Source organism: Psychrobacter sp. 1Y10 (assembly GCF_052259005.1).
GTDB classification, from domain to species: domain Bacteria; phylum Pseudomonadota; class Gammaproteobacteria; order Pseudomonadales; family Moraxellaceae; genus Psychrobacter; species Psychrobacter saeujeotis.
In genome coordinates this window covers 312,600-338,397 of sequence record NZ_JBQQES010000001.1, presented here as the reverse complement: position 1 = coordinate 338,397, position 25,798 = coordinate 312,600, and the positions used below count along the sequence as shown (strand labels likewise).

Below are 25,798 nucleotides of genomic sequence, written 5' to 3'. Positions count from 1 at the left end.
ATTATATCGATTCTGTGGCGCTATCATTACGCAAGGCTTCTATTGATTGCGCCATATCTTCGGCAAGCTCATGTACGGCAGCACTATCTACATCGCGCTGTGCAAAAGCGCGCAGCCCCATTATCTCCGCTTGCAAACGCCGAGCCAGCCTCACAGGGTCAAGCTCACTATCAAGCTCTCCTATGCGCTGAGCTTCTGTAAAGCAGTCAATAAATCGCGCTTCCATTCCAGCCAGCATTGCCTCAACCTTTTGTAAGGCTGATTGCTCACGAGCGCCAAGCTCCAACAAGCTTTTTACCAGCATACAAGCGCGACTTGGCAGCCCCTTATCGAGAATTCCACCAAGCTGTCGCAAGTAGGCAGCTAGCCCCATCAATGGCGAGCTATGGGTCTTCAAAGTATACTCTAACTCAGCCAATGACAGACGAGCATAGTACTCTAATACTTCTTGGAACAGTCCATCCTTGCTACCAAAAGCGGCATAAATACTCCCCGGTCGCATGTCGAGTGCTTTTTCTAAATCTTTTAAAGACGTCGCATGAAATCCCTTTTGCCAAAAAAGCTGTAAAGCTCGCTCTAAAGAGTCTTGTCGGTTATAAAGCGTCGTACGAGACATATCTAATTCCAATATTCAGTCTGTGCCAAGCTGCAATCAGATGCAGCAAAGTTGTAAAACAATATTAATTTGAGTGATTGCTCAATTTTATCTTGAACAACCTCTCAAGTCTAGTTAAAGTTAGACGGTACTCATAGCTACTAAAAAGGAGTTTTTATGTCCAACAATCTATCACCCTCGATTATCGTCTTCGATGTCAATGAGACACTACTCGACATTACTACTCTTGAACCATTATTTGCGCGCCTGTTCGGTGACAAGCACATGCTAAGAGAATGGTTCGCCCAATTGGTGCTTTATTCGCAGACCATGACTTTGTCAGGACTTTATACGCCTTTTGGTGAGCTTGGCGTCGGTGCGTTACAGATGACAGCTGATATCCATGAAATCACGCTGACAGATGACGATATTAATGAGTTAAAAGAGCGCATGAGCAAAATGCCTGCTCATCCTGATGCAATACTATCCTTGACCAAACTACGTGACGCAGGGTTTCGACTGGTGACATTGACCAATTCAGCCAGTAGTGCTTCTCCTACGCCACTTGAAAAAGCAGGATTGAGTGAGTTCTTTGAGCAGTCTTTTAGCGTTGAGCAGGTTGCAAAGTTCAAGCCTGCGCCTGAAACTTATCAAATGGTCGCTAAAGAGCTGGCTGTTGAAATGTCAGATTTGTGCCTTGTCGCTTGTCATCTTTGGGATACGATTGGCGCGCAAGCTGCTGGCTGCCAAGGGGCATTTCTCACTCGGCCCTATAATGCCATGTTGCCCGCCTCCAATGTACCGACGCCAGACTTTATGGCCTCAGATCTGGTCACGCTTGCAGAGCAGATTATTCTTGACACTCAAGGCTAACCGTTATTTATAACTCTATAGTCAAAATATCCTAAAAACGCTACGGTGTTGCTGATATATCGATATTACTTTTCACTGACTATATTTTTAATGCTAAAAAAATGCCGCTCCTATATAAGGGCGGCATTTTTATAAATACTATGACACGAGACTCATTTTAAAACTGCTATCTACAGATTAACTTCTAAAAATGAATAACGGTACGAATACTCTCACCTTTATGCATCAGATCAAATGCTTCATTGATGTCCTCTAATGGCATAGTGTGAGTGATAAAGTCATTTAATGGGATGTCACCTTGCATATAACGATCAACGTAGCCGGGCAATTCGGTGCGACCTTTGACACCGCCAAATGCGGAACCTTTCCAGACTCGACCGGTCACCAACTGGAATGGACGGGTTGAGATCTCTTGTCCTGCACCAGCAACACCGATGATAACCGACTCGCCCCAACCTTTATGGCAACACTCAAGTGCTGAGCGCATCACATCGACATTACCAATACATTCAAAAGAGTAGTCTACGCCGCCATCCGTCATCTCAACGATGACCTCTTGGATAGGCTTGTCGTAGTCTTTAGAATTGATGCAATCAGTCGCGCCAAGCTTCTTAGCCAACTCAAACTTATCTTCGTTAATATCAACGCCGATAATACGACTGGCTTTGGCCATTTTTGCACCAATAATGGCGGCAAGGCCAATACCACCAAGACCGAAAACAGCGACGGTAGAACCCTCTTCGACTTTAGCCGTATTCATAACTGCGCCCATACCTGTAGTGACGCCGCAGCCAAGTAAACAAACCTTTTCAAGCGGTGCATCAGCGTCAACTTTGGCCAATGAAATCTCTGGTAGGACGGTATACTCAGAGAACGTTGAGCAGCCCATGTAATGGTAAATCGGCTCACCATCTTTATAAAAACGCGTGGTTCCGTCTGGCATTAAACCTTTACCTTGAGTCTCACGTACCGCAGAGCATAGGTTGGTTTTGCCTGATAAGCAGAATTTACATTCACCGCACTCTGCAGTATATAAAGGAATGACATGATCGCCAACTTGGACGCTGGTCACGCCTTCACCGATTTGCTCAACGATACCGCCACCTTCATGACCTAAGATAGCTGGGAATACACCTTCTGGATCTTCACCAGATAAGGTAAACGCATCGGTATGACACACGCCACTGGCGATGATTTTTACCAATACTTCGCCTTTTTTGGGCAGCATGACATCTACTTCTTCGATAGACAGTGGCTCATTTGCTGCCCAAGCAACAGCGGCTTTCGATTTAATAAATTTATCTGACATAGTATTCTCTCTTTTAATTGGTTTTATCGATTATTGAACACAGACCTACTCATCTTATAGTGCTGACTTAATAGAGGCAAGCTACCGTTGTACCAGTCTGTGAAGCGTTAAACTTTATACTGACCATTATAGTCTTTTCTGGAACGATAACAATGTGCTATATTTGCAAATATCTTTTACATAACGGTAATAATCATGCGTTGGGATGGTATTAGCGAGTTCGTTTATGTGGCGGAGTACGAGAGCTTTACCCGCGCCGCAAAAGAGTTGGGCATCTCAACCGCGCAGGTCAGTCGGCAGATAAGCGCCTTAGAGAAGCGCCTCAGTATTAAATTGCTGTATCGCACAACGCGCAAGGTATCACTGACAGAAGAAGGTCGCGTGTTTTATCAGCACTGCCGCAGCGTGCTCGATGGTTTGGATGCTGCTGAGCAAGCGGTGAGTAACTTACAATCAAAGCCGCAAGGCAGGATCAAACTGACCGCCCCTGTCACTTATGGCGAGCAACAATTATTGCCACTGGTCAATGACTTCATGGTGCAATATAGTGATATCGAAGTGACAGCATTTTTGAGTAATCAAAAAATTGACTTGGTTGATGGCGGTTATGATTTGGCGATTCGTATTGGCAAATTAAGCGATTCGACGATGATGGCAAAAAAACTTAGCCGTCGTACCAACTTCGTCTGTGCCGCACCCGCTTATCTCAAGAAACACGGCATACCGAATACGCTGTCCGATCTAAGCCAACATAACTGTCTGCTTGGCACTCGTGACTATTGGCATTTTATAGATCTTAAAAAAACAGATTCTGGAAAAGATGCTGATAAAGAAAAAAACCTGCGCGTGTCTGGCACTGTGCAATACAACAGTGGACACAGTCTAGTCGATGCTGCGTTAAAAGGTTTAGGTATTGTGCAGCTACCTGATTATTATGTGCAACAATACTTAGCATCAGGTGAGCTTGTCAGCTTATTAGATAACTATAGAGAGCCCGAGGAAAGTATCTGGGCCGTCTATCCGCACAACCGTCATTTATCGCCAAAGATTCGATTGCTCGTAGATTATCTGGCAGAGCGTTTGGCTTTGTAATTGGTTTTGGCTTAGTCATTCTTTAAGAGGTGTTGTCATGCGACCCTTTACTATGCGCAGTTTATTACGCACAATACTATGAAGCACAATGTTATGAAGCACAGTATTATGGTTCACAATGAATATTCGATGTTGTCAGCCATCACTCACTGAATAAACAACCACAATAAAAAAGGAATTTTTATGCTTAAAATTATCTCTATCGCTGCCCTAACTGTGGCCGTATCCTCTTGCGCCAGTGTTGAAAATATTTTAAACGCGCCAGATAAGGTGCAATCGACGCCAGAAACAATGACTGCTATCAATGCTGATAAGGGTTTGGTGACGATGCAAAGTAATCATTCTGTTCAAGATACCGCTGAAAAGCTGGCGGCGATTATCGAAAGCAAAGGTATGAAAGTATTTGCGCGCGTCGATCATCAGAAAAATGCGCAAGGTGTCGATTTAACATTAAGACCGACGCAAGTCATTATGTTTGGTAATCCAAAAGCGGGTACGCCGTTGATGAATTGCGAGCAAAGCGTCGCTATCGATTTGCCACAAAAAATCCTCATCAGTGAAGATGCTGATAAAAAGGTCTGGTTGTCGTACAACAATCCAGAATACCTAAAAGAGCGTCATAATATAAAAGGTTGTGATACCCAATTAGCGAATATTGCAAAAGCCCTTGATGGCGTTAGTAAAGCCGCTATTGCAAAGTAAAATATAAATGAAAATCTGAACAAACAAAAAGGTGGGATGCAAAAGCATAACCCACCTTTTTTATGTTTTTAGAAAATTAACTTATTAGGAGTTCTCAGATTGTGCTATTTGCTCATGTAACTCTACTTTTAATTTCTTAGCGCACTCGATAATTTTTCTTCTATTAGCAGGTATAGCACCATACTTAATCGCTGTCTCTCGCATCTGTACTGTTACATCATAGTGCGGATAGCTGGCATTACGGTGAAATAGGCGCGCATCTACTTCAATCAATTCGGCAAACTCATGCAGCTCTTGTAGGGTATCGGCCAGCATATGGCACCATTTATAGCCTTTAAATTCTATTTGCATAAAATCCACGTATATCGCCATTAATATGTACCTTTGAAATTTAAAAAATAAACTACTTTTAGGATGATGAAAAACCAATTTAACTTTGCGTTTTGCTTATGATCCTACTCTCAGAATCGGCTTAATGGTAATGCCACTTGCCGAATCTTCAAACGCTTGGGTGATGTCCTCAAAATCGTAAAATTTAACCAGCTTATCAAATGGGAATTGACCCGTTTTAAAGTAAGCAATCAGCTGCGGGATAAATACGCGCGGAATAGAGTCACCTTCAATGACGCCGATCATGCTCTTACCTTCAGCCATCAAATCATTATGGACATCGATATTCATCTCTGGTGTAATACCAACGATTGCCACTGTCCCCAAAGGACGCAAGGCATTTAATGATTGCTTGACTACTATAGGGACGCCTGTGGTCTCTACCGCATAGTGACTGCCACCATCCGTTATCTTTTTGACTTCTGTTACGACATCAACGTTTTCACCATTTAGAGTATGGGTCGCGCCAAGCTTTTTTGCCAGCTCAAGACGACTATCGTGCACATCAACGGCGATGATATGCTGACAGCCAACAATCTTAGCTGCCATCACTGCACTGAGGCCAACGGCGCCAGCGCCATAAATCACGATGCTAGAACCAAACTCTGGCATCAAGCGATTTAACACTGTTCCTGCACCAGTCTGAATACCACATCCTAACGGTCCAAGTAGCGCTAAATCGACTTCTGGATCGACTTTTACGGCGTTTCTAGACTTGGCTATCGCATAAGTGGCAAATGAAGATTGTCCAAAAAAAGTCGCCAGCGTCTCTCCGTTTTGCGCAAGCCTACGGGTGCCATCGTCCATGGCACCGCCAAAGTTCAGCTCATTAAAAGTGTCGCAAACGGTTGGATGACCCGTCAGGCAATGCCCGCAATTACCGCAGTGCGCAAACGATAGCACTACAGGATCACCGACTTGCAAATCAGTTACCCCTGCGCCGACAGCATCCACTATCCCAGACCCTTCATGACCCAGTACGATAGGAAATGGCGCGATGCCCATATCACGCGCGACCACATCAGTATGACAAACGCCTGTCGCAATGACTTTTACTCGTATCTCATCAATCTCAGGCGTGGCAAGCTGTACAGTCTCTAATTCAAAAGCCGCGCCTTGGTTTTGAGTGACTGCTGCTTTAATATCCATTATATCCACCTTGTTTACTAGCAAAATTAAATGTCGTTTATAAAAGGTTATTTCGCTGTTTTAGCGCACTAAAATTACTGGCGACACTGTGCTGGCGATGATTTCTGTAGTAGTGCTACCAAGAAACAAGCGCTGCAATTTAGAATGACCGTAAGCACCGACTACAATAATATCGACACCATTATCTATCTGAAACGACAATAATCCATCAACTGCATCAAGCTCAGGCAGATGATGCGCCTCTACCTCAAAGCCCGCTGACGTTAGATGATCTACAGCATCAGTAAGGCTCTTTTTGGTGGCTTCTTTGTCATTACCTACCATCACGATATAACCTTTTAATCCTCGCAACAGATCGCTCTTTGCTACCATCTGTGTGGCTTTGATAGCCGTTTTACTACCATCAAATGCGACCATGTAGGACTTAGGCGCTTCAAATTCTTCTGAGCAAATTAAAACAGGTATACTTGATGCTCGTGCAACGGTTTCGATTTGGCTACCGATGTTGATGCGGCTGTTCTTATGATCTTCACCGCGACGCCCCATAACGATGGCACGATTTTCTTCTTTAAAATGCTCAATGGCAGGTAACAGTTTACCGCGGCGTTGATAAATATGGACGTCCACTTCCTTAAAGCTACTTTGCAAATAGCTTTTTGCATCCTGTGTCAATGCATTAGTATAACTATTGACAACCTTGGCTCTTTTTTCATCTAATTCTGTTAACTCTTCTAGCAAAAATTCGCGACTATTGATTCCTATCGCTCCTGATAAGTCGCGTCTGGTCGACGCCGGAACATCGCTGACATGGAGCAGCCCAACCGGCAACCCTAACCTACTGGCATACCATGCTGCATAATCACAAACCGACTTAGTAACCGCTGAGCCATCAATACAGGCTAAAATGTGCTGTTCTGTTTTCATGATTCATCCTTAATTTTTAACGATGGCTGCCACCTTTTTGTGCAGCTCGACTTGTCGATCTACGCCTGCGATTGTTGATATACAGCAACTTAAAAACTTAAAAATTGAAAACTTAGGCGATGATCATACTATTTAGCATATCACCTCTCACATTGGATAACCGTTTCAAGATGTACTTTTACGACTTGTACAGATCAGCGCTGATTTAATTTGTTCACGCTCGCAATGAGCGCCACCATAATCATCCCTATGATGATAAGAACGCCTGACATCATGTGCGCCGCTTCATAGTTGAGTGCCTCGACTTGTTCATATATCGCAATCGACACCACTTTGGTCTCACCTGAAATACTGCCACCGATCATCAGTACCACACCAAACTCGCCAATGGTATGGGCAAAGCTGATAAGACTACCCAAAATGATACCGACCTTGGCTTGTGGTAGTGCCATTCTCATAAAGCGCTTAAGACGGCTGGGCTCTAACAAGCTTGCCATGTCCATCACGCTTTTGGGAATACGTAAAAACTGAGCATAGACAGGCTGGATATAAAATGGCAGGGAATAAATGAGGGAGCCGACGACCAGACCTTCAAAGGTAAAAATTAAAGGACTAACCCCAAGCTCATTAAGATAATGACCGATACCCGTGCTGGGACTAAGTAGTAATAATAAATAAAAACCAATAACGGTCGGCGGCAGTACCAGCGGCATGGCAATAACGCCCATCATTACCACTTTGACACGTGCCACGAAGTGTCCACGACTTGGTTTGGCAAGCCAATATGCCACAGGTGTGGCAAAGAGTAATAAACACAAGGTAGTGATAGCAGCCAGCTTAAGACTGACTAAGAATGGACTGAGCATGTCGGACATAAAGGATGGGTCTATCATAACGCCGTTGCTCATCATATTAGTAAAGGTGTATTCTATCCCACCAATCGTTATTGAGCGGTTAAATATCCTGCTTGTAAAAAATACTGTTGCCCCGCAGTCGATAGCAGATAATCACTAAAGTCTGTCGCCATAGCAGAGTCACCAATGACGATACCATCTTGTAAAATAGCAGGATAAGACGCTGGTGCTAAAGTAATAAATTGCTCAGGTTTGGCGTTGATAGCAGAGAGTTGTGATTGCGCCACAAAGCCATAATCGACATGGCCCGTATGCGCGTATTGAAAGGCCTGACCGATATTCTCTGCTTGTATTAAGCGTTTTTGCTGCTCTAAAGTGTCATACAATTTCTGCGATTGCAGATAAGACTTTGCCGATGCGCCATAAGGGGCAAGCTTGGGACTAGCAATGGCGATTTTGGCCTTAGTATCACTCATCAGGCGCTCGGTCAGCGCTGTAGGGCTGCGCTCAGCCAAAGGTTTGGTTACGCTATATAATGCCAGTTGGCCTTGCGCATAAGTAAAAGGTTCATGAAACATTACGCCTTGCGCGCTTGTATCAGCAAGCTTGGCAGGAAATTCTTGATTGGCCGATAAAAATATATCATAAGGCGCGCCTGCTATAATCTGCGCGTATAACTTGCCAGAGGACGCATAAGTGACATCTATGTCATAGATATTTTGCACGGGTAGGTTATTGTCTTTTTTATAGCCTGCTATAATCTTAGGCAGTACGTCAGACAAATTGGCAGCAGCAGCGATACGCAGCGTTTGAGCTTGCTCAGTGTCAGCAGCAGATGCTTCACTGACCGTACTCTCTTGCGTACAGGCATTAAGCATCAATATTGCCCCAACTAAAGCCGCTATCTTAACCATCATTACTTGACCATTATCAGTTAGCTATCATTACTTAACCATTATTACTTAACCATTTAGAAGAGTCATCTTCATAATACTCTTGCTTCCATACAGGAATATCAGCCTTAATGGTGTCAAGTATCCAGCGGCAAGCGTCAAACGCCGGATAACGATGGGCAGAAACCACCCCAACCCATACTGCTACATCACCAATCTCTAATGCGCCGATACGATGAATAGCAATAGCATGGGTAATTTCAAAACGCTGTTTGGCCTCTTCGATAATGGCACGGCCTTGATTGATTGCCAAATCTTCATAACCATAATATGTGAGACGATCCACACTGGTGGCATTATTATGATTGCGCACGCGACCTTCAAAGCAGACAAATGCACCGCAGCCGTCATCATCAAGGGTGCTTTTAAGCCGGTCTTCATCTATGGCAATATCTAATAAGGCAAAGCCATCGCGTTCAGCAATTGTGTATACTTCATCAACGCTGCGTTTGATGGTCATTGAATGGCTATGGACGTTGTCTGTCATCGTTTCTCTCTACTTAATGTTTTTAGCTATATAGCCGCTAACAAATACTTATTTAACCACCAGCCACTGGGGTGATAAACACCACGCTATCGCCATCATGGATTTGTTCTGTCCACTTAGCGAAGTAATCATTAACGGCGACCCGCAGCTCAGCTTGCGGACGACTAAATCCGTGCTTTTGACGCAGCTGATCGTATAGCTCGCTCAATGAGGTTGACTGCACCACGCTGACGGTCTCTTGCTGGCGCCCAGCTTCATCGGCGAGGCTAGCAAAGTATAAAACATTGATATCCATAGCGGTATCAACGTTGGTTGCTGTTTTAGTTTCTGGCTCAACGATTTTTGGTTCGATAGTGTTCATCACACTCTCCATTCTTTACAAGCTACTTGGCTTTGTGTTCAATGCCTTACTGTCTTAAAAAAACTGTTTTAAAAGAAGTCTTATAACCCTAAGCATGACTATAATCTGATTTGCCACCCGTTTTTTTTAGCAAATGTACGTTATCGATAACGATATCATGCGATAGTGCTTTGGTCATATCATAGATGGTCAAACAAGCAATACTCACCGCTGTCAAGGCTTCCATCTCGACACCCGTTTTATGCGTGACTTTAACAGTACCGCTGACGGTTATGCTATTGCAGGTATCATCGTACTCAAAGGTTAAACCAATCTTATCTAGTGGCAGCGGATGACACAGCGGAATCAGATCGTGGGTGCGCTTGGCCGCCATGATGCCTGCAATATGCGCGGTCTGAGTGATGCTACCTTTTTTGGTCATACCATCAGCGGCTTTGATCTGCTCATAAATCTCGCTCGGAAATCGCACTTGTCCCGCCGCATTGGCCTCTCGTGTTGTGGCAGTTTTACCACTGACATCGACCATAGTAATATCACCATCGCTGTCTAAATGCGATAAAGTGGATTGGGTAGCAGTAGTTTGATTGTCTGCTTGGGCGTTGTTATTCATTGTTAGTTTCTCTAATATTTATAGATTGCTTAACGAGCCGCAGACGCGAGCAAACTCTGCTGGCGTATTAAAGTTGGTCAAATGCTGCCAGTTGCTTGCTAAAGGCACCGCTTGCGCCATCGGCTGAAGAAAGGCCATCACGCGCCGTCCGCCATTATCAATATAAGCCTTTAAATCAGGTTCAATACTCAACTGATAAAGCCCTAATAATGGATACAAATGGCTATTATCGGTTAAGCAAATCACCTTTTTATCAGCTTCTTGATTTTTGTTTATTTGAGTCGCTACAGACTGCAACTTTTGCCATAACTCTGTAGCAGGTATCAGACTATCACAGCTAATTACCAACAGCCATGATGACTGGTTTTCCGTTAAAGCATCTGATGGCTGAGTCTTTATCACAGTTTGCAGAGCCGACTCGATAGCGACCAATGCCCCGCCTGTAACAATCTGACCGTCACTCTTCTGCTTTTTACTATTGATAGCACCATAATCAGCAATATGAATAATTGGAGATTGTGGCTCATTGTCACTTAAAACTGAATCAATGTTAAAGCCGCGCCCATTATCAGCAATCATAATAGGCAGCTTTTTATGATTGCCAGTATGAGCTTGAGCTAAATCCAGCGCATGCCGTACATGGTAATCAAGCAGACGCTCACCTGTCGGCAGAACGAGTTCAGCTTTGGGTGTGCCCATCCGTTTAGAGGCACCGCCTGCTAAAATAACAATACCAGCCAAACTGTCTAAGCAGTTAAAACCATTTGAACCATCTATAGTATTTATCATAGCCACACTTTGCTTGTTATCACCTCAGTCGTGGCTTGGGTTTTGTGCCATAAAATGCGGTACAAAATTGCACGGTCGCGTACGGCTATCAAACTGCTCTTTGAGGATGTTCTCCCAGCCTGTACGGCACGCGCCTGATGAGCCTGGCAAACAAAAGATACCCGTGCCGTTTGCCATGCCTGCAACCGCGCGCGACTGTACCGTTGACATGCCAATCTCATCTTTTGAGATCAGACGAAACATCTCGCCAAAGCCGTCGATAGATTTATCAAACAATACATTTACTGCCTCTGGCATACTGTCTCTAATAAAAAACCCTGTACCGCCCGTGGTAATGACCGCGTGGACGTTTGGATCAGCAATCCAGCCACTAATCACCGCTCGTATCTGATAGATATCATCGGTAATCAGCTTGCGATCTGCCAAATGATGACCTGCGTCGGTTAAGCTATCTGCTAAATACTGGCCTGACGTATCTTCTGCCAGCGTCCGACTATCAGAAACGGTCAATACGGCAATATTAAGTGGGGTAAACTTGGTAGCAGGTTTGCTCATAGGGATTCCTCAAAAATACAGTTTTTATAATTTAAATATAGTTTTTATGATTAGAGTACAGTCATGCTAACCACCAATAATCGATAAGTTGTGCATAATGCCGCTATTAGACTCATGCAAATGATGGTGTTCAGGTTTGATCGGCATAAAGCTGTGCAAAGTCTCAACCAAACCTTGTATATCCCCTGTTTGCAGATGCTGACGAATATCGTAGTTGCCTTGATCAAACAAGCACAGATGCACCTTGCCTTGGCTACTGACTCTCAGGCGGTTGCAGGTATCACAAAAATGCGCAGCATAAGGCGCAATCATACCGATGCGACCCACATAGTCTGGATGACTATACTCTACTGCTGGGCCATCGCTACTACCTCTTACGTGTGGCTGCCAGCCATGCTCAGTCAGATAATCGATGATGGTATCGGAATGGGCATGCTGAGCAAAGAACAGATCACTGTTATCACTGGTTTGCATAAATTCAATAAATCGGTAAGTGACGGGTCTGTCTTTGACATAGTCAATGGCGTCCATCAAGTTCTCAAAAGCAGTCTCTGCCATCAAAACACTGTTTATTTTAAGCTTGATATCGGTAGTTTCTAATAAGGTATCCATATCAGTAAGCAGTTGCGGTAAGGTATTAAAGCCAGTCATCTGATGAAAGGTGTCGGCATCAAAGCTGTCCATGCTGATATTTAATTGATTTAGGCCAGCTGCTTGCCAATTGGCCAAGTGTTTACCAAGCTTATAACCATTACTGGTCATGGCGACAGTCTCAATGCCCGGTGTCTGTTTAATGGTGTTAATAATCTCGACTACATCACGGCGAATAGAGGGCTCGCCGCCTGTGATTCTTACCTTTTTGGTGCCAACTTGCGCAAACCCGCGAATGAGTGTCGCAATCTCAGGCACACTCAATTCATCATCAGGACGCTTGCCTTGATAACCATTTGGTAGGCAGTATTCACAGCGAAAATTACAAAAGTCAGTAATAGACAGACGCAGATAGGTCAGGCGACGAGAGAAACCGTCAGTTAAAGGCTGATGGGCATCAATCGTACTAGCAGCAGGTGCAGTTACAGATGACGCTCTATAATTATCAAACGTAGTATGTGCTGAGGTAGGCGAATACATCTGAGCACTGCCTATCTGAGCATTACCTATTTTAGTATTGTCATCATTCATAATTTACTGCCATTAGTATTGCTGGTTATCAGCATTACTTTTCTATTCGGATTTATCAACCTATTGTAGCGTTTATTTTGGTTTTTCTTGTAGTCATCTTATAGTAAATTGGCAAGCGCTTAATCAACTATGTAGCCAAGGAAAAGGCTGTACGGTCACGGTACTGTCCGCTGCCACATCGCCGCTATCCTTATCTAATACAATAAAGCAATTGGCATGGCTCAGCTGTTTGATTCTGTGTGATTGCTGACTTAAAAAGCACTTAACTTGATAGCTGCCTGCTGCATTTTGCGACACTACACCGCGCTGAAAGTCTTTGCGACCGACTGATTTTTTCACATCATTCATCAATATCGCTTTGACGTTCAGTTGAATAGGTTGCTCTGACAAACCAGCACCTGACATCTGCCATAGTGCTGGTATCACAAACTGCAGCGCTCCGACAACCGTAGATAATGGATTGCCAGGCAAGCCAAAATATAATACAGGTTTATCAAGGTCTTTATTTAATTCGCCAAACACAAAGGGCTTGCCAGGCTTCATCGCCACCTTATAATGGTTAATTTGCCCTAACTGCTCAATGACGGTGGTTAGAAAATCATAATCTCCCACCGACACGCCAGCGGTTGAGATCAGCACATCACAGTCTTGCATGGCTTCGTTGACAGCCGCAGTCGTCTTGCCTAAATCATCAGCAATGATGCCGTAGTCGCGAATCGTAATCGGTAAGTCTGCGAGCAAGCTTTTGAGGGTTGGGGTATTGGAATTATATATTTGTGCAAGGCTTGTCAGCTCATCACCTACAGCGACAAGCTCGTCGCCGGTTGCCAGCAACCCAACGATAAGCGGCTCAAAGACGCTTACTTCACCGACCCCTAAGTTTGCCAGCAAGCTAATATCAGCAGGATTAATGCGTTTGCCTGTTTTTAGTACCGCTTCACCTGACTCAATCTCTTCACCCTGGCGGCGAATATTGCTATCGATCTCAGCAGTTTGCGATAGCGTAATAGCATAAGGCTTTGATTTATCAAGCGTGTCTTTTATTTCTGCAAAATTGGTATTCTCTTGCATGATAACCGTATCACAGTCACTTGGCACGACTGCCCCAGTAAAAATGCGTACACCCTGTCCCGCTACAAGCTGACCTGTATAAGCGCTGCCCGCTTGCGATTCGCCGACTATTTTGACAGTACTGTCTTTTGATAGCGCACTGCCTTGCGCAATTGCATAGCCATCCATCGCTGACAGGTCTTGTCTTGGTATATCAAAAGGTGAGCTTATATCTTGCGCTAATATTTGATTTTGGCTATCTAGTAGCTTGCAAGTATCAATGACTCTTTGTTGACGCGTAAAGTCGTTATTATTGTAATTGTCTACGCGCAGCTTTATCGCTGACTGCAATTCTTCCATAGTAATCATAAAGGTCTACTCTTTTTATTCACGTTATTTGTAAGATGAAAGGATTGCGACGTAAGAACCCTCTTAACTCAACCATCAATCCATCTTCGTGCTCTAGCATGAGCAAGTTGGCTTGGCGTGTCAATATCATAACTGAGCTGATGATTATTTACGCTACTTATTTGGTGAGACGCCAGCCCTCTAATTAAGTGCCGTAGTCCCTTATCCCCTGTCAGCAAGGCTTGCCATTGTGTCAGTAGCTCATAATCGATTTTTAGAGGCAGGCCAACGATATCATTTCTAAGAGGATCACTAGTGGTTATTTGATTGGTGGTTGTCTCATGAAACGCAGTTTTCTCGCTCAAGTCCTGCTCGTCGCTCCAATTGTTCAAACTACTATATCTACTAGCAACCACATCCTGCGCGCCTGTCATCAACGCGATTAGATGCGACTTATCAAGCAATACTTGATCAATGCCCATGATTAATACGCGACTGACTAAAAGATCATCGCAGTCAATATCATTGCGTAATGCCTCGATACCCAAATACAAACTGTGCGCCATACCAGTTTTGGGAGCTGTATTCATAACCGTATGAATGGCGGCATACTGTGCTGCCAGCTTAGCCACCACATCTGCTATTAATGAATGATCACTAGGAATAACCACGACAATAGCTTGTGGCTGAGTCGCTAATGCTAGCTTAATCATGTAGCCGATCAATGGCTCACCATTTTTATGAAGTAGCTGCTTTGCTTGACCAAGGCGCTGACTGAGACCACTTGCCAAAACAATAACGGTATGATTTTGCGTCATCATGCGTGGCTCATCATAGTTACATCACTATTGGCCAAATCTACACATTGAGCTGATGGCGTTTGTCCATGCATGACTGCATTAATCTGTGCCATGATACTAAGTGCTAAGGCTTCGGGTCCATCGCCGCCTAGCTTATAGCCGATTGGATAATGCAGTTTATTAATCCCTGCATTTAAAACGCTAGGATCAGCTTTGGTCACGCTAATTTCATTAATCAAACGCTCAGTACGATAGCGTGGCCCCAATTGGCCAAGGTACTTATAATGATGAGCATGCTCTAGTAAGGTTGCAAGGCGAATACGGTCTTGCGACAAACTATGTGACATAAGCGCCACTGCCGCATTTTCGCTGAGCGCCAGTAGCTTGTCCGTCGCATCAAGCGGCAACTGCATCACCCTATCTGCCTGAAAAAAACGTGAGCGAGTTGCATATCCTGACCTACTGTCTACAACGGTGACGTGCCAATCTTGCAGCTTTGCCATGGTGACCAGCGCTGACACATCGTCACCTGCCCCGCAAATCAGCAAGCGGATTTGTGGCTGTATACTTTGTACGAGCCACTCGGTTACTAAGTTAGCGTTGTCGTCATTTTCATCATTGTTATCATGTTCATCATCTTTTACAACAATATACTCGGCATTTTTATCGATAAGTGCATGTTGTGCTAATTTTTCAACCGTATCCGCAATCGTATTTGAGGTGTTAGCGCCAGCTTGATTTGACTCGCTATTGATACCGCTGTTATCAGTGCCAATAGTCGTGATTTGTCCCGACTCGGTATAATTATCCAAATCAAGACGCATACTGATTTTAAGTTTAGAGCTTGAATCTTGATGATTAGCAAAACGAATGAGGGTTGCAATTTTTTTTGGCTGCTGAGTTGCACGCACTTGCCGAACGATATCTAATAAAGCCGTAGCCGACGTTAGTCGCTCAAACAGTATGTGTATGCGCCCATTACAACCTAGACCAAAATTTAATTCGTCCATCTCATGATATAAATCGTCATGTGGATCGTCGCTCACATCGTTTTGCGTCAGCTCAATGTCAGGTTTAGCCCTGCCATCCTCAGTATAGCCAATATCGTCGCCGGTTTGGTAAGCTTGCACGCATGCGCCGTGACGAGTGAGCCAAAACCCGCGCTTGATAATATGCGGCTCAAGGCAGCCGCCACTGATCATCCCCACTGAACGCCCATCTTCAAGGATGAGCATCATGGCGCCAGCCCGGCGATATGCTGAGCCTTCAGTACGGACGACCGTTGCGAGTACGGCATCGATTTTTTGCTGTTGAGCCTCGTCTGCCAGTCTAAGAATGTCAGCAATTTGATTCATAATATGCTTCTTATATTAAAGAAATAATCATTTTGAAGAAAGAATAACCCGCTTTAGCCAATATCTAAAGCGGGTTCTTGAGGTGAAAATGATAGGTTTTGATAAAAATCTATCAACAGCCCTTACTCTGGCATTTCAGCAAGCAGCTTATCAAGCGTAATTGGAAAATCATAAACACGCACACCGACCGCATTATAGATAGCATTCGCAATAGCTGCCGCCGATCCTGAAATGGAGGTTTCTCCAATCCCTTTAATATGCATAGGGTTGGTATAAGGGTCATCTTCTTCTAACAAAATCACATCCAACTGCGGTACGTCCGCGTTGACCGGCACATGGTACTCGGCAAGGTCATGGTTACATAAGCGGCCATCGTGCTTGTCATGAATGACCTCCTCCATCAAAGCGGAACCAATGCCAAATATCATACCGCCGTAACACTGTGAAGTTGCAAGCTTATGGTTGAGAATACGGCCCGCTGCATACACGCCAGTCATACGCTTGACGCGAATCTCACCGGTGACTTTATGTACCGCGACTTCAGCGAAGTTGGCCCCAAACGAGGCTTGGCGAAGATTTTTGCCATTTTTGCCCGGCTTGATCTGGCCTTTGGCGCTGATTTCTTGCTCGTCAAACTCAGCGATGATATCGGCTAGTGCATAAGACTGATTATCATCAAAATCATATTGCTCGGTTGCTGTTTTCAGATTTGATGCCGATTCTGGCAGCGGTATACCCGTTTTCTCTGACGCTATATCCATCAAATCTACGGCTTTATCCATCAAGCCTGAGACTTTATTAGCCAATTTTTCATCAACCAGCTCTGTGACTTTTTCTTTACCTGCATCAATGGCTACTTCTACTTTACTAGGCTCGTGCTCACCTGATTTTTTGATTTGACCGTTATCTATACGAATCGTATCGGCATGTAGACCTACCTTTTTGGCTAACATGGTGCGTAGCTGCTCACAAGCTAAATAGACACCACTACCGGCGCTAGCGGCACCGAAGCTGCCACCCGAACCCGACGCTGGTGGTAGTGCGCTATCGCCAAGCTTCATCTCAATATGATCGATAGGCAGACCTAATAAGTCGGCTGCGACTTGAGTAAATACGGTGTAAGAGCCTGTCCCAATATCTGTCATATCCGTTTCGATAATGGCTTTGACGCCAAGCTCTTTTGAGTCATCGACTTGTAGTATCGCCCGCGCTTCAGAAGGTTGTAACGTGTTGCCACGAGAAGTGCCAGACATACCGGTACCTATCCACCAGTCGCCTTCTAGTCGGCTGGCAGGTTTGGGGTTATGCTCGTCCCAACCAAATGCTTCAGCGCCTTTTTCCATACAGGCGACCAGCTGACGCGTGGAGAACGGAATCTCTTCACTAGGGTCTTCTTCAGGTTCGTTACGGCGGCGCAGCTCAATAGGGTCGATCTCAAGCTTGTTCGCCAGCTCATCCATCGCACATTCAACAGCGATCATACCTACCGCTTCACCAGGAGCACGCATAGAGCCTGATAATACGTGATTCATATCTACCATCTGATAGCTGACGCGGCGATTCTCTCCGCGATACAAAAAGTGAGTGGATAACGCTGTTGGTTCAAAGAACGCCTCGCCTGGCAAATTGCTGGTCGTGGTATCGTGAATAAAGGTATTAATAATACCCTCTTCATTACAACCGATAGCGATACGCTGACGGGTATTTGAGCGTCTTACCGTCGCTTCCATCACTTGCGGGCGCGTCATAGTAATCAGTACTGGACGACCGACTTCTTTAGAAGCAATAGCGGCAGCAATAGATTCTGGTGCAATACCAAGCTTACTGCCAAAACCGCCGCCCACATAATAGGAGATCAGCTCGACTTGATCTTTATTCAAATCTAATGCGTCCATTACTTGCTGCTTACAAGAGGCGATCATCTGGTTTGAAGTATATAAGACAAGCTTGTCATCTTCCCAATGTGCCAAAGTAACGTGCGGTTCCATTGCAGCGCTATTTTGACTTGGGGTATGGTACATACTATCGAGGGTTACCGCCGAATCCGCAAGGCCTTGCTCTGGATCTCCGTGCTTGGCATTCTTATCCGAGCCTTTTTTCTCATTTACCTCGTGGGCGTTAGGTAGCTCTTTAGTAAAATCCAAAGCCGCTTGATCGGTTTCGTCTTTATAAGTGACTTTAAGGGCCTTGGCGCCTTCGGTCGCCGCTTCAAAAGTTTCAGCGACAACAACAGCGATGGGCTCACCATGATAAAAAACCTCGCTTACGCCCTGAGTCGGTGCTTCGGTCTCACCGCCTTGCTGTGCATTACGTAAGAAGCGCTTAGGATCAGTAACGACTTTAATAATACCTGGAATATGTGCAATCGAGTCGTTATCGATCTTTTCGACTTTTCCTTTAGCAACGGTTGAGCCCACCAAGACACCATACACTTTATTGTCTAGTTGAATCTCTGCCGAATAATGAGCTTGACCGCTAACCTTTAACGAGCCCTCGACGCGGTTAATCGGTTTACCCACCAAATTACTTGCTGTTTTGTCAAATAACGTTTCAACAGGCTCATTCATTTTTTCTTTATTGGTAGGCTCTGACGGTAATACTGAATCTAATAATGACATGATTATGCTCCCTCGCCCGCTAGTGCACGCTTAATGACTTGTTTTAGCAAACGGCGTGTTAGTGGTATTTTAAAATCGTTTTGACCGCTACCTTTGGCATCTTTTAACAACAGATCTGCTGCCTGATTGATAGTGTCATCGTCGCCCTGCGTATCCGTCAATAGATCTTCCACGTCCTCATTGCGCCATGGCTGAGTACCAATTCCGCCAAATGCTAAGCGTACTGTCGCCAAATTACCATTATCATCAGCGTCTATCACAGCTGCACAGGATACAAGCGCAAAAGCGTAAGAGGCGCGGTCACGCACTTTGTCATAAGTGTGCATACCTTTAATAGGTGCTGGCAGCACAACATGCGTAATAAGCTCACCGGACTCTAAAACGTTTTCGATATGGGGGGTATCTTTTGGCAGACAATAAAAGTCTTTTACCGGAATCTGCCGAGTCGAGCCATCGGTTTTGGCAGTCTCAATCGTTGCATCAAGCAGACGCATAGCGACCGCCATATCGGATGGGTGCTGAGCAATACAAGATTCGCTGGTACCCAAAATAGCCAAAGAGCGGTTCTCACCATCAATTGCAGGACAGCCAGTGCCCGGTTCACGCTTATTACAAGGGCTATCGGTATGATAAAAGTAGTAGCAGCGCGTACGCTGCAGGAAGTTACCGCCAGTCGTCGCTTTATTGCGCAGCTGACCAGTTGCACCAGCTAATATGGCGCGAGACAATACTGGATAATTGGCAATCACACTAGGATGCGCGGCCAAATCACTATTGCTCACTAAAGTCCCAATACGTAGACCGCCATCAGCAGTGTCTTCAATCTGTTCAAGCTCTAAGCGTGTCACATCAACCAGTTTGGTTGGCGTTTCAATCTCAAACTTCATCAGATCGAGCAAATTGGTACCGCCTGCGATAAATGAGGCCTCTTTAGGAGTAGCAAACATTACCGCTTGCTGCGGTTCGAGGGCACGGATATATTCAAAGCGTTTCATGAGCGGCCTCCTGCTGTGCTACTGGCAGTTTTATTATGGTTTACTGATTGGTTACCAAGTTGGGACTGACTGGGCGGCGGTGACCAAATACCTGTTACGGCCGAGTCTTGCAGCGAACTTGTATTCGTCTTTTCACTAGAAGAAGCCCGCTTACCTGACACTTCGCTTTCAAGCACTTGTGAGATGGCATCAACGATGTTGGGATAAGCAGAACAGCGACAAATATTGCCACTCATGCGCTCAGCGATCTCTTGGACTAATAGCCCATTAGGGTTTTTGAGATCTGTCGTCACATAGCTTGGCCAATTTTGCTTGACCTCTTCTATTAAGGCAGTCGCTGAACAAATTTGCCCCGGGGTACAATACCCACACTGAAAAGCATCGTGATCTTTAAATGCTTGTTGCAAGGCTGATAACGATTCGGGCATACCAATGCCTTCGATTGTCGTGATTTCATCACCGTCGTGCATCACGGCTAAGGTCAAACAGGAATTAATACGCTCACCATTGATGAGCATCGTACAAGCACCGCATTGACCGTGGTCACAGCCTTTTTTGGGTCCAGTGATTTGTAAATGTTGGCGGCAGACATCGAGCAATGTCGTGCGCGGATCGAGATTATCAAGCTGATAATCCTGCTTATTAATCGTTAACGTCAAAGTAGACATGCTGGCTTCTCGCTGGCAGATGATAAGAATTTGCGGATGATTTTTTATCCATCCATCTAGTTATTTAGTATTGATTATTTAATATTAAGACGTATTGGACATTTAGCTTTGACGCTACTACAGACCGTTTTTATGCCTTTAATATGCGCTAATGTCATCATTAATATAGAAAAATACAATCGAAACAATCTATACATTAATATGCTCAGCGAAACTTACGATATTGTTTTTTTGTAGTAGATAGGCAAAAAGTGTTAACGCTCAGGCAAATCTGCCTATTTCTCATTTGCGCATACAGAATTAAAACTCCAACTTACAACTGGTTTAATTCAACCTCTTATATAACCATTTTATATAGTCATTAATTTATAACGACCAATCTAAAATTTCACTGCTAATAAGATAAATTTCCCATTGTCATCAAACTGTCATGAAAGCTTGGCAAACTACGACACATCTTCCAAACAGTTATTTTTGCTTTTTATCAAATTTGCTTTGTTGTCAAACTTTAGGAGTCTTACATGCGTTATTCGTTATTAGCAGTCGCCGTTAGTTGTACCTTATTACTCACCGCTTGTAATAAATCGACTGATACTACAGAGTCGGCTACTGATAGCAGTAGCGCTGTAACAGCGGCTGAAACCACCACTAATACAGCGTCTACTACAGCAACTGATTTTAAATCTGCTGAAAACATCGCCATGAACATCACCGGTGCAGGCGCTTCGTTCCCGCAACCTATCTATGCCAAATGGTCTTATGACTATAATGCCGCGACTGGCGGTCAGGTGAACTACCAATCAATTGGCTCCTCTGGTGGTATCAAACAAATCGAAGCAAAAACTGTAGACTTTGGCGCTTCCGATGCACCGATGACCCCTGAAGAGTTGGACGCAGCAGGACTTATTCAGTTTCCGACCGTCATCGGTGGCGTCGTACCGATTGTCAACATCAATGGCATAGAGCCAGGTCAGCTGAAATTGGACGGCGCAACGTTAGCGGACATCTACTTGGGTAAGATTAGCAACTGGAACGACCCTGCTATTACTAACCTAAACCCAGACTTAACCCTGCCTGATGCTGCTATTACCACCGTATTCCGCTCAGATGGTTCAGGTACGACCTTTAACTTTACCGATTATCTGGCCAAGGTTTCAACTGACTGGAAAGACAGCGTTGGTGTCGATAAAACCGTCAAATGGCCGACCTCTGCGACTGGTGCAGGTGGTAAAGGTAACGAAGGGGTTTCAAGTTACGTCAATCGTATGAAAAATTCTATCGGCTACGTCGAGTACGCTTACGCCAAGCAAAATAACATGTCACATACTGCACTAAAAAATGCGGCTGGCAACTTCGTGCAGCCATCTGCTGAGACCTTTGCAGCGGCAGGTGATATCGACTGGTCACAGCAAGCAGGCTTTTATAAAGTCATCACCAACTCTGAGACTGAGCAAGCATGGCCAATCGCAGCGGCGACCTTTATCTTGGTACATAAGCAGCCAGAAAATCCGCAGCAAGTGGCTGGCGTCTTAAACTTCTTCGACTGGGCTTACGCTCAAGGCGATGAAGATGCCTTAGCCCTTGATTATGTGCCGTTTTCTGATACCGCTGTTGCGCTCTTTAAAGCGCAGTGGAATGAAGTCAAAGGCAGCGATGGTCAACCCGTCTACAAACCAGCTCAATAGTATTTAAAAACCAGTAATGATTCTCGAGTCACCCTTTCAAACAGCTATTCTCCGGTAGTTGTTTGAAAGGTTTTATCACAACAAATTTAAAAGTAGCGTTATTAATTACCGTTAGTAGCGCTACTGATTAAAATTTAGTTTGCTGTGATAAGACCTGATTAATCTTTTGAATCTTTTGATTTAACCCTATTTGATGCTGAGACACTTATGAATGACCTAAGGTCCCAACTGGCTAAACAAAAACGTTACGACGCGCTATTCGTTAATGCAACTAAGGCTTTTGCCATCCTCGTTCTCTTATCCTTGGGCGGCATTTTGGTCTCATTAATCATCGGGGCTTGGCCAAGTATTCAAGCATTTGGTCTCGGCTTTTATACCAGTAATAACTGGGATACGGTTGCCAATGAGTACGGTGCGCTAGCGCCTATTTATGGCACGCTTGTCACTTCGTTTATCGCGATTTTAATCGCCGTGCCAGTCAGCTTTGGTATTGCGATATTTCTGACCGAGATGTGCCCGAATTTCTTAAAAAAGCCACTTGGTATCGCCATTGAACTACTGGCAGGTATTCCCTCTATCATTTACGGTATGTGGGGATTGTTTGTATTTGCGCCATTTTTTGGCGATCACATTCAGCCGTGGTTTATCGAACACGTCGGTCCACTGCCTATCATCGGTAAGCTATTTGTGGGTGCACCAATGGGACTCGGTATGTTTACCGCTTCACTGGTACTTGCCATTATGATTATTCCTTTTATCGCGGCCACCATGCGTGATGTCTTTTCCGTGGTGCCGGATTTATTAAAAGAATCGGCTTACGGCATGGGTGCGACGACTTGGGAAGTTATGTTTAAGATTATCTTGCCCTATACCAAAGCGGGCGTCGTAGGCGGTGTCATTTTGGGATTGGGTCGTGCATTGGGTGAAACGATGGCCGTGACCTTCCTCATCGGCAACGCCTTTAATATCAGTCCAAGTCTATTTACTTCTGGGGTCACCATTACCTCTGCCCTTGCCAATGAATTCGCCGAAGCCTCTAGTGAGCTACATCTGGCGTCGTTATTACATTTAGGCTTAATTCTATTTGTCATCACTTTCATTGTGCTGTCTTTGGCTAAGCTCATGCTGATGCGCATGGATCATAAAGCAGGTAATCGATAGTAGCTGGATTTTTGATAGATTTTAATGGTTATTGGTACTGATAAGAATATGGGAAATGAGTGTTATGCCTACTAATGCTATGAATTCAGCGTTACCTGTTAAGACAAGCTTTGAAGATCGTTATAACAAGCGCCTTTATAACAAGCGGCGCTGGGCCAACAAGCTCGGTTTGGGTTTTGCCATGTCAGCGATGGTTTTTGGCTTGATTTGGCTGTTTTGGATATTGGTAACGCTTTTTGTAGAAGGCTTTCAAGGCATGGTGCAAATGCCTATCTTTACCGCCGACACTCCGCCGCCAATGAGCGCAGGTGGTTTACGTAACGCCATTGTCGGTTCCGTGATGTTGGCATTTTCGGGATTGTTTATCGGCGCGCCTATTGGCTTGATGACAGGGATTTATTTGTCTGAGTTCTCTCATGGCAGCATGCTTGGCAAGGTGACGCGCTTCTTAAACGATATTTTGCTCTCTGCACCTTCGATTGTCATTGGTCTCTTTATTTATGCGTTGATGGTAAAAGGCCAAAGCTTTTCTGGTTGGGCCGGCGCACTGGCATTGGCACTCATTGTCATTCCTGTTGTCGTGCGTACGACTGAGAACATGCTTAACTTAGTGCCCAACAGTATTCGTGAAGCGGCCTATGCACTGGGTACGCCTAAATGGAAAATGGTAACGCAAGTCACTATTAAAGCGGCTCGAGCAGGGCTGACCACTGGTGTGCTGTTGGCCTTTGCCAGAATCACGGGTGAGACAGCGCCATTACTATTTACGGCATTAAACAACCAATACTTTAGTACCGATATGAGTCAGCCAATTGCTAACTTGCCTAATACCATTTATCAGTTTGCGATGAGCCCTTATGACAATTGGCATGCACTTGCATGGGCCGCTGCACTGCTCATTACCGCTTCGGTATTGGTCCTAAATGTCTTGGCAAGATTCATCGGTGGTCGCAGCTCCAGCAAATAGCAGACAAACCAAATAAAAGCAGTTACTAAATAAAAATGATGCGTTTTTGACATGTGTTGCTGGAATAAATTTCACTTGCGTGCTGTGCCTACGCCGACAGAGGCCGCGCGAAATATATTCCAACAACACTGGGTCGTTTTTAAAGTAGATCAACTACACCATTTACTTAAATTTATATTCATTAAGCTAGGTTGGATAACATTATGAATGACGTCATAAGCAAAGTCCGTACAACAACTAATACGAATAACTTCAAGACGCCGACAGGCAATCTACTAAATAGGCCAATGTCGACGGCAGCGCAAATGCAGCAGCCAGATGCGGCAAACCTAACTAAGCAAACACTGCATGATATTCCCAAAAACATGCCTGCAGCAAAAATGCAGATTCGTGATTTAAGCTTTTATTATGGTGATTTTCAGGCACTAAAAAACATCAATATCGACATTCCTGATAAAAAGGTCACTGCCTTTATCGGCCCGTCAGGTTGCGGAAAATCGACTCTGCTACGTACTTTTAATCGTATGTATGACTTATATCCCGGCATGCGTGCAGAAGGCAATATCAATCTTGATGGCAAAAACATCTTAGGTAAAGACGTCGATGTCAACCTACTACGCGCGCAAGTGGGCATGGTGTTTCAAAAGCCAACCCCGTTCCCGATGTCCATCTATGACAATGTCGCCTTTGGTGTGCGTCTCTATGAAAAATTAAGCAAAGCTGAGCTCGATAATCGCGTGGAATGGGCACTAAAAAAATCGGCATTATGGCCAGAAGTAAAAGACAAGCTCAAAGCTTCAGGCTTGTCTTTATCAGGCGGACAGCAGCAACGACTGTGTATCGCTCGTAGTGTCGCTACCAAGCCTGAAGTGCTGTTACTTGATGAGCCAACCTCTGCACTTGACCCACTCTCGACAGGCGCCATTGAGGATTTGATTGAAGACCTAAAAAACGACTACACCATTGCCATCGTTACTCATAACATGCAACAGGCTGCGCGAGTGTCAGACTATACAGTCTATATGTATTTGGGCGATATGATTGAGATGGGCGAGACGGACCAAGTATTTACCACGCCTACGCAAAAAGCGACGGAAGACTACATTACTGGTCGTTATGGTTAACGCTGTGCAAATTAAAAGTACAGCAGACTAAAGCTATTTACACAAATTAAAAAACATATCTCGTTATAGTCGTTTCATTTTAAAAAGATATATGTACTGCTGGGGTGAATTTTGCGAAGCATCTGTCTGGCCTGCGCACAGCAAGCGAGGAAAATTTATCCCAGCAGCACGCCATTAACAGTGCCCTTCTTTTAGGTTGAAC

The 25,798-nt window shown here is 44.6% G+C and carries 26 protein-coding genes; 7 read left to right on the top strand and 19 right to left on the bottom strand.

Annotated elements, in window-relative coordinates; genetic code table 11:
- Position 1: 1 nt before the first annotated feature.
- A complete protein-coding gene (locus ACTXGH_RS01485; protein WP_439261718.1) occupies positions 2–616 on the bottom strand; it encodes a TetR/AcrR family transcriptional regulator in 615 nt (204 codons plus the stop codon).
- Between the two features lie 156 nt (positions 617–772).
- On the opposite strand from ACTXGH_RS01485, the gene ACTXGH_RS01480 reads away from it, so the two are divergent.
- Positions 773–1,468, top strand: a complete 696-nt coding sequence (locus ACTXGH_RS01480; protein ID WP_439261719.1) for a haloacid dehalogenase type II — start codon at positions 773–775, stop codon at positions 1,466–1,468.
- A gap of 184 nt (positions 1,469–1,652) precedes the next feature.
- Here ACTXGH_RS01480 and ACTXGH_RS01475 read toward each other — a convergent pair whose 3' ends face one another.
- Positions 1,653–2,762 (bottom strand): S-(hydroxymethyl)glutathione dehydrogenase/class III alcohol dehydrogenase, encoded by a 1,110-nt coding sequence (locus ACTXGH_RS01475; RefSeq protein ID WP_439262132.1) that lies wholly within the window; start codon positions 2,760–2,762, stop codon positions 1,653–1,655.
- A gap of 210 nt (positions 2,763–2,972) precedes the next feature.
- On the opposite strand from ACTXGH_RS01475, the gene ACTXGH_RS01470 reads away from it, so the two are divergent.
- Positions 2,973–3,869: a LysR family transcriptional regulator gene (locus tag ACTXGH_RS01470; RefSeq protein WP_439261720.1), complete on the top strand. Its 897-nt coding sequence runs from the start codon at positions 2,973–2,975 to the stop codon at positions 3,867–3,869.
- Positions 3,870–4,052: 183 nt separating this feature from the next.
- Positions 4,053–4,571: a DUF302 domain-containing protein gene (locus ACTXGH_RS01465; protein ID WP_439295664.1), complete on the top strand. Its 519-nt coding sequence runs from the start codon at positions 4,053–4,055 to the stop codon at positions 4,569–4,571.
- Positions 4,572–4,655: 84 nt separating this feature from the next.
- Here the strand turns inward: ACTXGH_RS01465 and ACTXGH_RS01460 are convergent, their stop codons facing one another.
- From ACTXGH_RS01460 to ACTXGH_RS01380, 17 genes are all read right to left on the bottom strand, one after another.
- Positions 4,656–4,943, bottom strand: coding sequence for a DUF4031 domain-containing protein (locus ACTXGH_RS01460; RefSeq protein ID WP_439295665.1), 288 nt, complete (start codon positions 4,941–4,943; stop codon positions 4,656–4,658).
- Positions 4,944–5,018: 75 nt separating this feature from the next.
- Positions 5,019–6,110 carry an NAD(P)-dependent alcohol dehydrogenase gene (locus ACTXGH_RS01455; RefSeq protein WP_439295666.1) on the bottom strand — a complete coding sequence of 364 codons (1,092 nt, stop codon included), beginning with the start codon at positions 6,108–6,110 and terminating at the stop codon, positions 5,019–5,021.
- A gap of 60 nt (positions 6,111–6,170) precedes the next feature.
- Positions 6,171–7,034: a universal stress protein gene (locus ACTXGH_RS01450; RefSeq protein ID WP_439261724.1), complete on the bottom strand. Its 864-nt coding sequence runs from the start codon at positions 7,032–7,034 to the stop codon at positions 6,171–6,173.
- Positions 7,035–7,228: 194 nt separating this feature from the next.
- Positions 7,229–7,927 carry a molybdate ABC transporter permease subunit gene (gene modB, locus ACTXGH_RS01445; RefSeq protein WP_439295667.1) on the bottom strand — a complete coding sequence of 233 codons (699 nt, stop codon included), beginning with the start codon at positions 7,925–7,927 and terminating at the stop codon, positions 7,229–7,231.
- A gap of 50 nt (positions 7,928–7,977) precedes the next feature.
- Entirely contained in the window at positions 7,978–8,805 is an 828-nt protein-coding gene (gene modA / locus ACTXGH_RS01440) for a molybdate ABC transporter substrate-binding protein (protein WP_439295668.1), read from the bottom strand.
- Between the two features lie 31 nt (positions 8,806–8,836).
- Positions 8,837–9,328, bottom strand: coding sequence for a molybdenum cofactor biosynthesis protein MoaE (locus tag ACTXGH_RS01435; protein ID WP_439261727.1), 492 nt, complete (start codon positions 9,326–9,328; stop codon positions 8,837–8,839).
- A 52-nt stretch (positions 9,329–9,380) separates the two neighbouring features.
- Complete coding sequence (locus ACTXGH_RS01430; protein WP_439295669.1) at positions 9,381–9,689, bottom strand: MoaD/ThiS family protein; 309 nt, start codon at positions 9,687–9,689, stop codon at positions 9,381–9,383.
- Positions 9,690–9,777: 88 nt separating this feature from the next.
- On the bottom strand, positions 9,778–10,299 hold the full coding sequence (moaC, locus tag ACTXGH_RS01425; RefSeq protein ID WP_439295670.1) for a cyclic pyranopterin monophosphate synthase MoaC: 522 nt from the start codon (positions 10,297–10,299) through the stop codon (positions 9,778–9,780).
- Positions 10,300–10,317: 18 nt separating this feature from the next.
- Entirely contained in the window at positions 10,318–11,088 is a 771-nt protein-coding gene (gene mobA, locus ACTXGH_RS01420) for a molybdenum cofactor guanylyltransferase (protein ID WP_439295671.1), read from the bottom strand.
- Between the two features lie 24 nt (positions 11,089–11,112).
- A complete protein-coding gene (moaB, locus tag ACTXGH_RS01415) occupies positions 11,113–11,643 on the bottom strand; it encodes a molybdenum cofactor biosynthesis protein B (RefSeq protein ID WP_439261731.1) in 531 nt (176 codons plus the stop codon).
- A gap of 66 nt (positions 11,644–11,709) precedes the next feature.
- The gene (moaA, locus tag ACTXGH_RS01410) at positions 11,710–12,825 is read right to left on the bottom strand and encodes a GTP 3',8-cyclase MoaA (RefSeq protein ID WP_439295672.1); all 1,116 of its coding nucleotides are present in this window, start codon (positions 12,823–12,825) and stop codon (positions 11,710–11,712) included.
- Between the two features lie 123 nt (positions 12,826–12,948).
- Positions 12,949–14,244 carry a molybdopterin molybdotransferase MoeA gene (locus tag ACTXGH_RS01405; RefSeq protein WP_439261733.1) on the bottom strand — a complete coding sequence of 432 codons (1,296 nt, stop codon included), beginning with the start codon at positions 14,242–14,244 and terminating at the stop codon, positions 12,949–12,951.
- 68 nt (positions 14,245–14,312) lie between these two features.
- A complete protein-coding gene (locus ACTXGH_RS01400) occupies positions 14,313–15,044 on the bottom strand; it encodes an NTP transferase domain-containing protein (RefSeq protein ID WP_439261734.1) in 732 nt (243 codons plus the stop codon).
- A complete protein-coding gene (locus tag ACTXGH_RS01395) occupies positions 15,041–16,378 on the bottom strand; it encodes an XdhC family protein (RefSeq protein ID WP_439261735.1) in 1,338 nt (445 codons plus the stop codon). The genes ACTXGH_RS01400 and ACTXGH_RS01395 overlap by 4 nt, the downstream gene beginning before the upstream one ends.
- Positions 16,379–16,500: 122 nt before the next feature.
- On the bottom strand, positions 16,501–18,996 hold the full coding sequence (locus ACTXGH_RS01390) for a molybdopterin cofactor-binding domain-containing protein (RefSeq protein WP_439295673.1): 2,496 nt from the start codon (positions 18,994–18,996) through the stop codon (positions 16,501–16,503).
- 2 nt (positions 18,997–18,998) lie between these two features.
- Entirely contained in the window at positions 18,999–19,991 is a 993-nt protein-coding gene (locus ACTXGH_RS01385) for an FAD binding domain-containing protein (protein ID WP_439295674.1), read from the bottom strand.
- Positions 19,988–20,659, bottom strand: coding sequence for a 2Fe-2S iron-sulfur cluster-binding protein (locus ACTXGH_RS01380; protein ID WP_439261738.1), 672 nt, complete (start codon positions 20,657–20,659; stop codon positions 19,988–19,990). The genes ACTXGH_RS01385 and ACTXGH_RS01380 overlap by 4 nt, the downstream gene beginning before the upstream one ends.
- 521 nt (positions 20,660–21,180) lie before the next feature.
- On the opposite strand from ACTXGH_RS01380, the gene pstS reads away from it, so the two are divergent.
- The 4 genes from pstS to pstB all read left to right on the top strand — a co-directional run bounded on the left by pstS (position 21,181) and on the right by pstB (position 25,596).
- Entirely contained in the window at positions 21,181–22,344 is a 1,164-nt protein-coding gene (gene pstS / locus ACTXGH_RS01375) for a phosphate ABC transporter substrate-binding protein PstS (protein ID WP_439295675.1), read from the top strand.
- A 207-nt stretch (positions 22,345–22,551) separates the two neighbouring features.
- Positions 22,552–23,505 carry a phosphate ABC transporter permease subunit PstC gene (gene pstC / locus ACTXGH_RS01370; protein WP_439295676.1) on the top strand — a complete coding sequence of 318 codons (954 nt, stop codon included), beginning with the start codon at positions 22,552–22,554 and terminating at the stop codon, positions 23,503–23,505.
- A 64-nt stretch (positions 23,506–23,569) separates the two neighbouring features.
- On the top strand, positions 23,570–24,472 hold the full coding sequence (gene pstA, locus ACTXGH_RS01365; protein ID WP_439261741.1) for a phosphate ABC transporter permease PstA: 903 nt from the start codon (positions 23,570–23,572) through the stop codon (positions 24,470–24,472).
- Between the two features lie 203 nt (positions 24,473–24,675).
- Positions 24,676–25,596, top strand: a complete 921-nt coding sequence (pstB, locus tag ACTXGH_RS01360; protein WP_439261742.1) for a phosphate ABC transporter ATP-binding protein PstB — start codon at positions 24,676–24,678, stop codon at positions 25,594–25,596.
- Positions 25,597–25,798 lie beyond the last annotated feature (202 nt).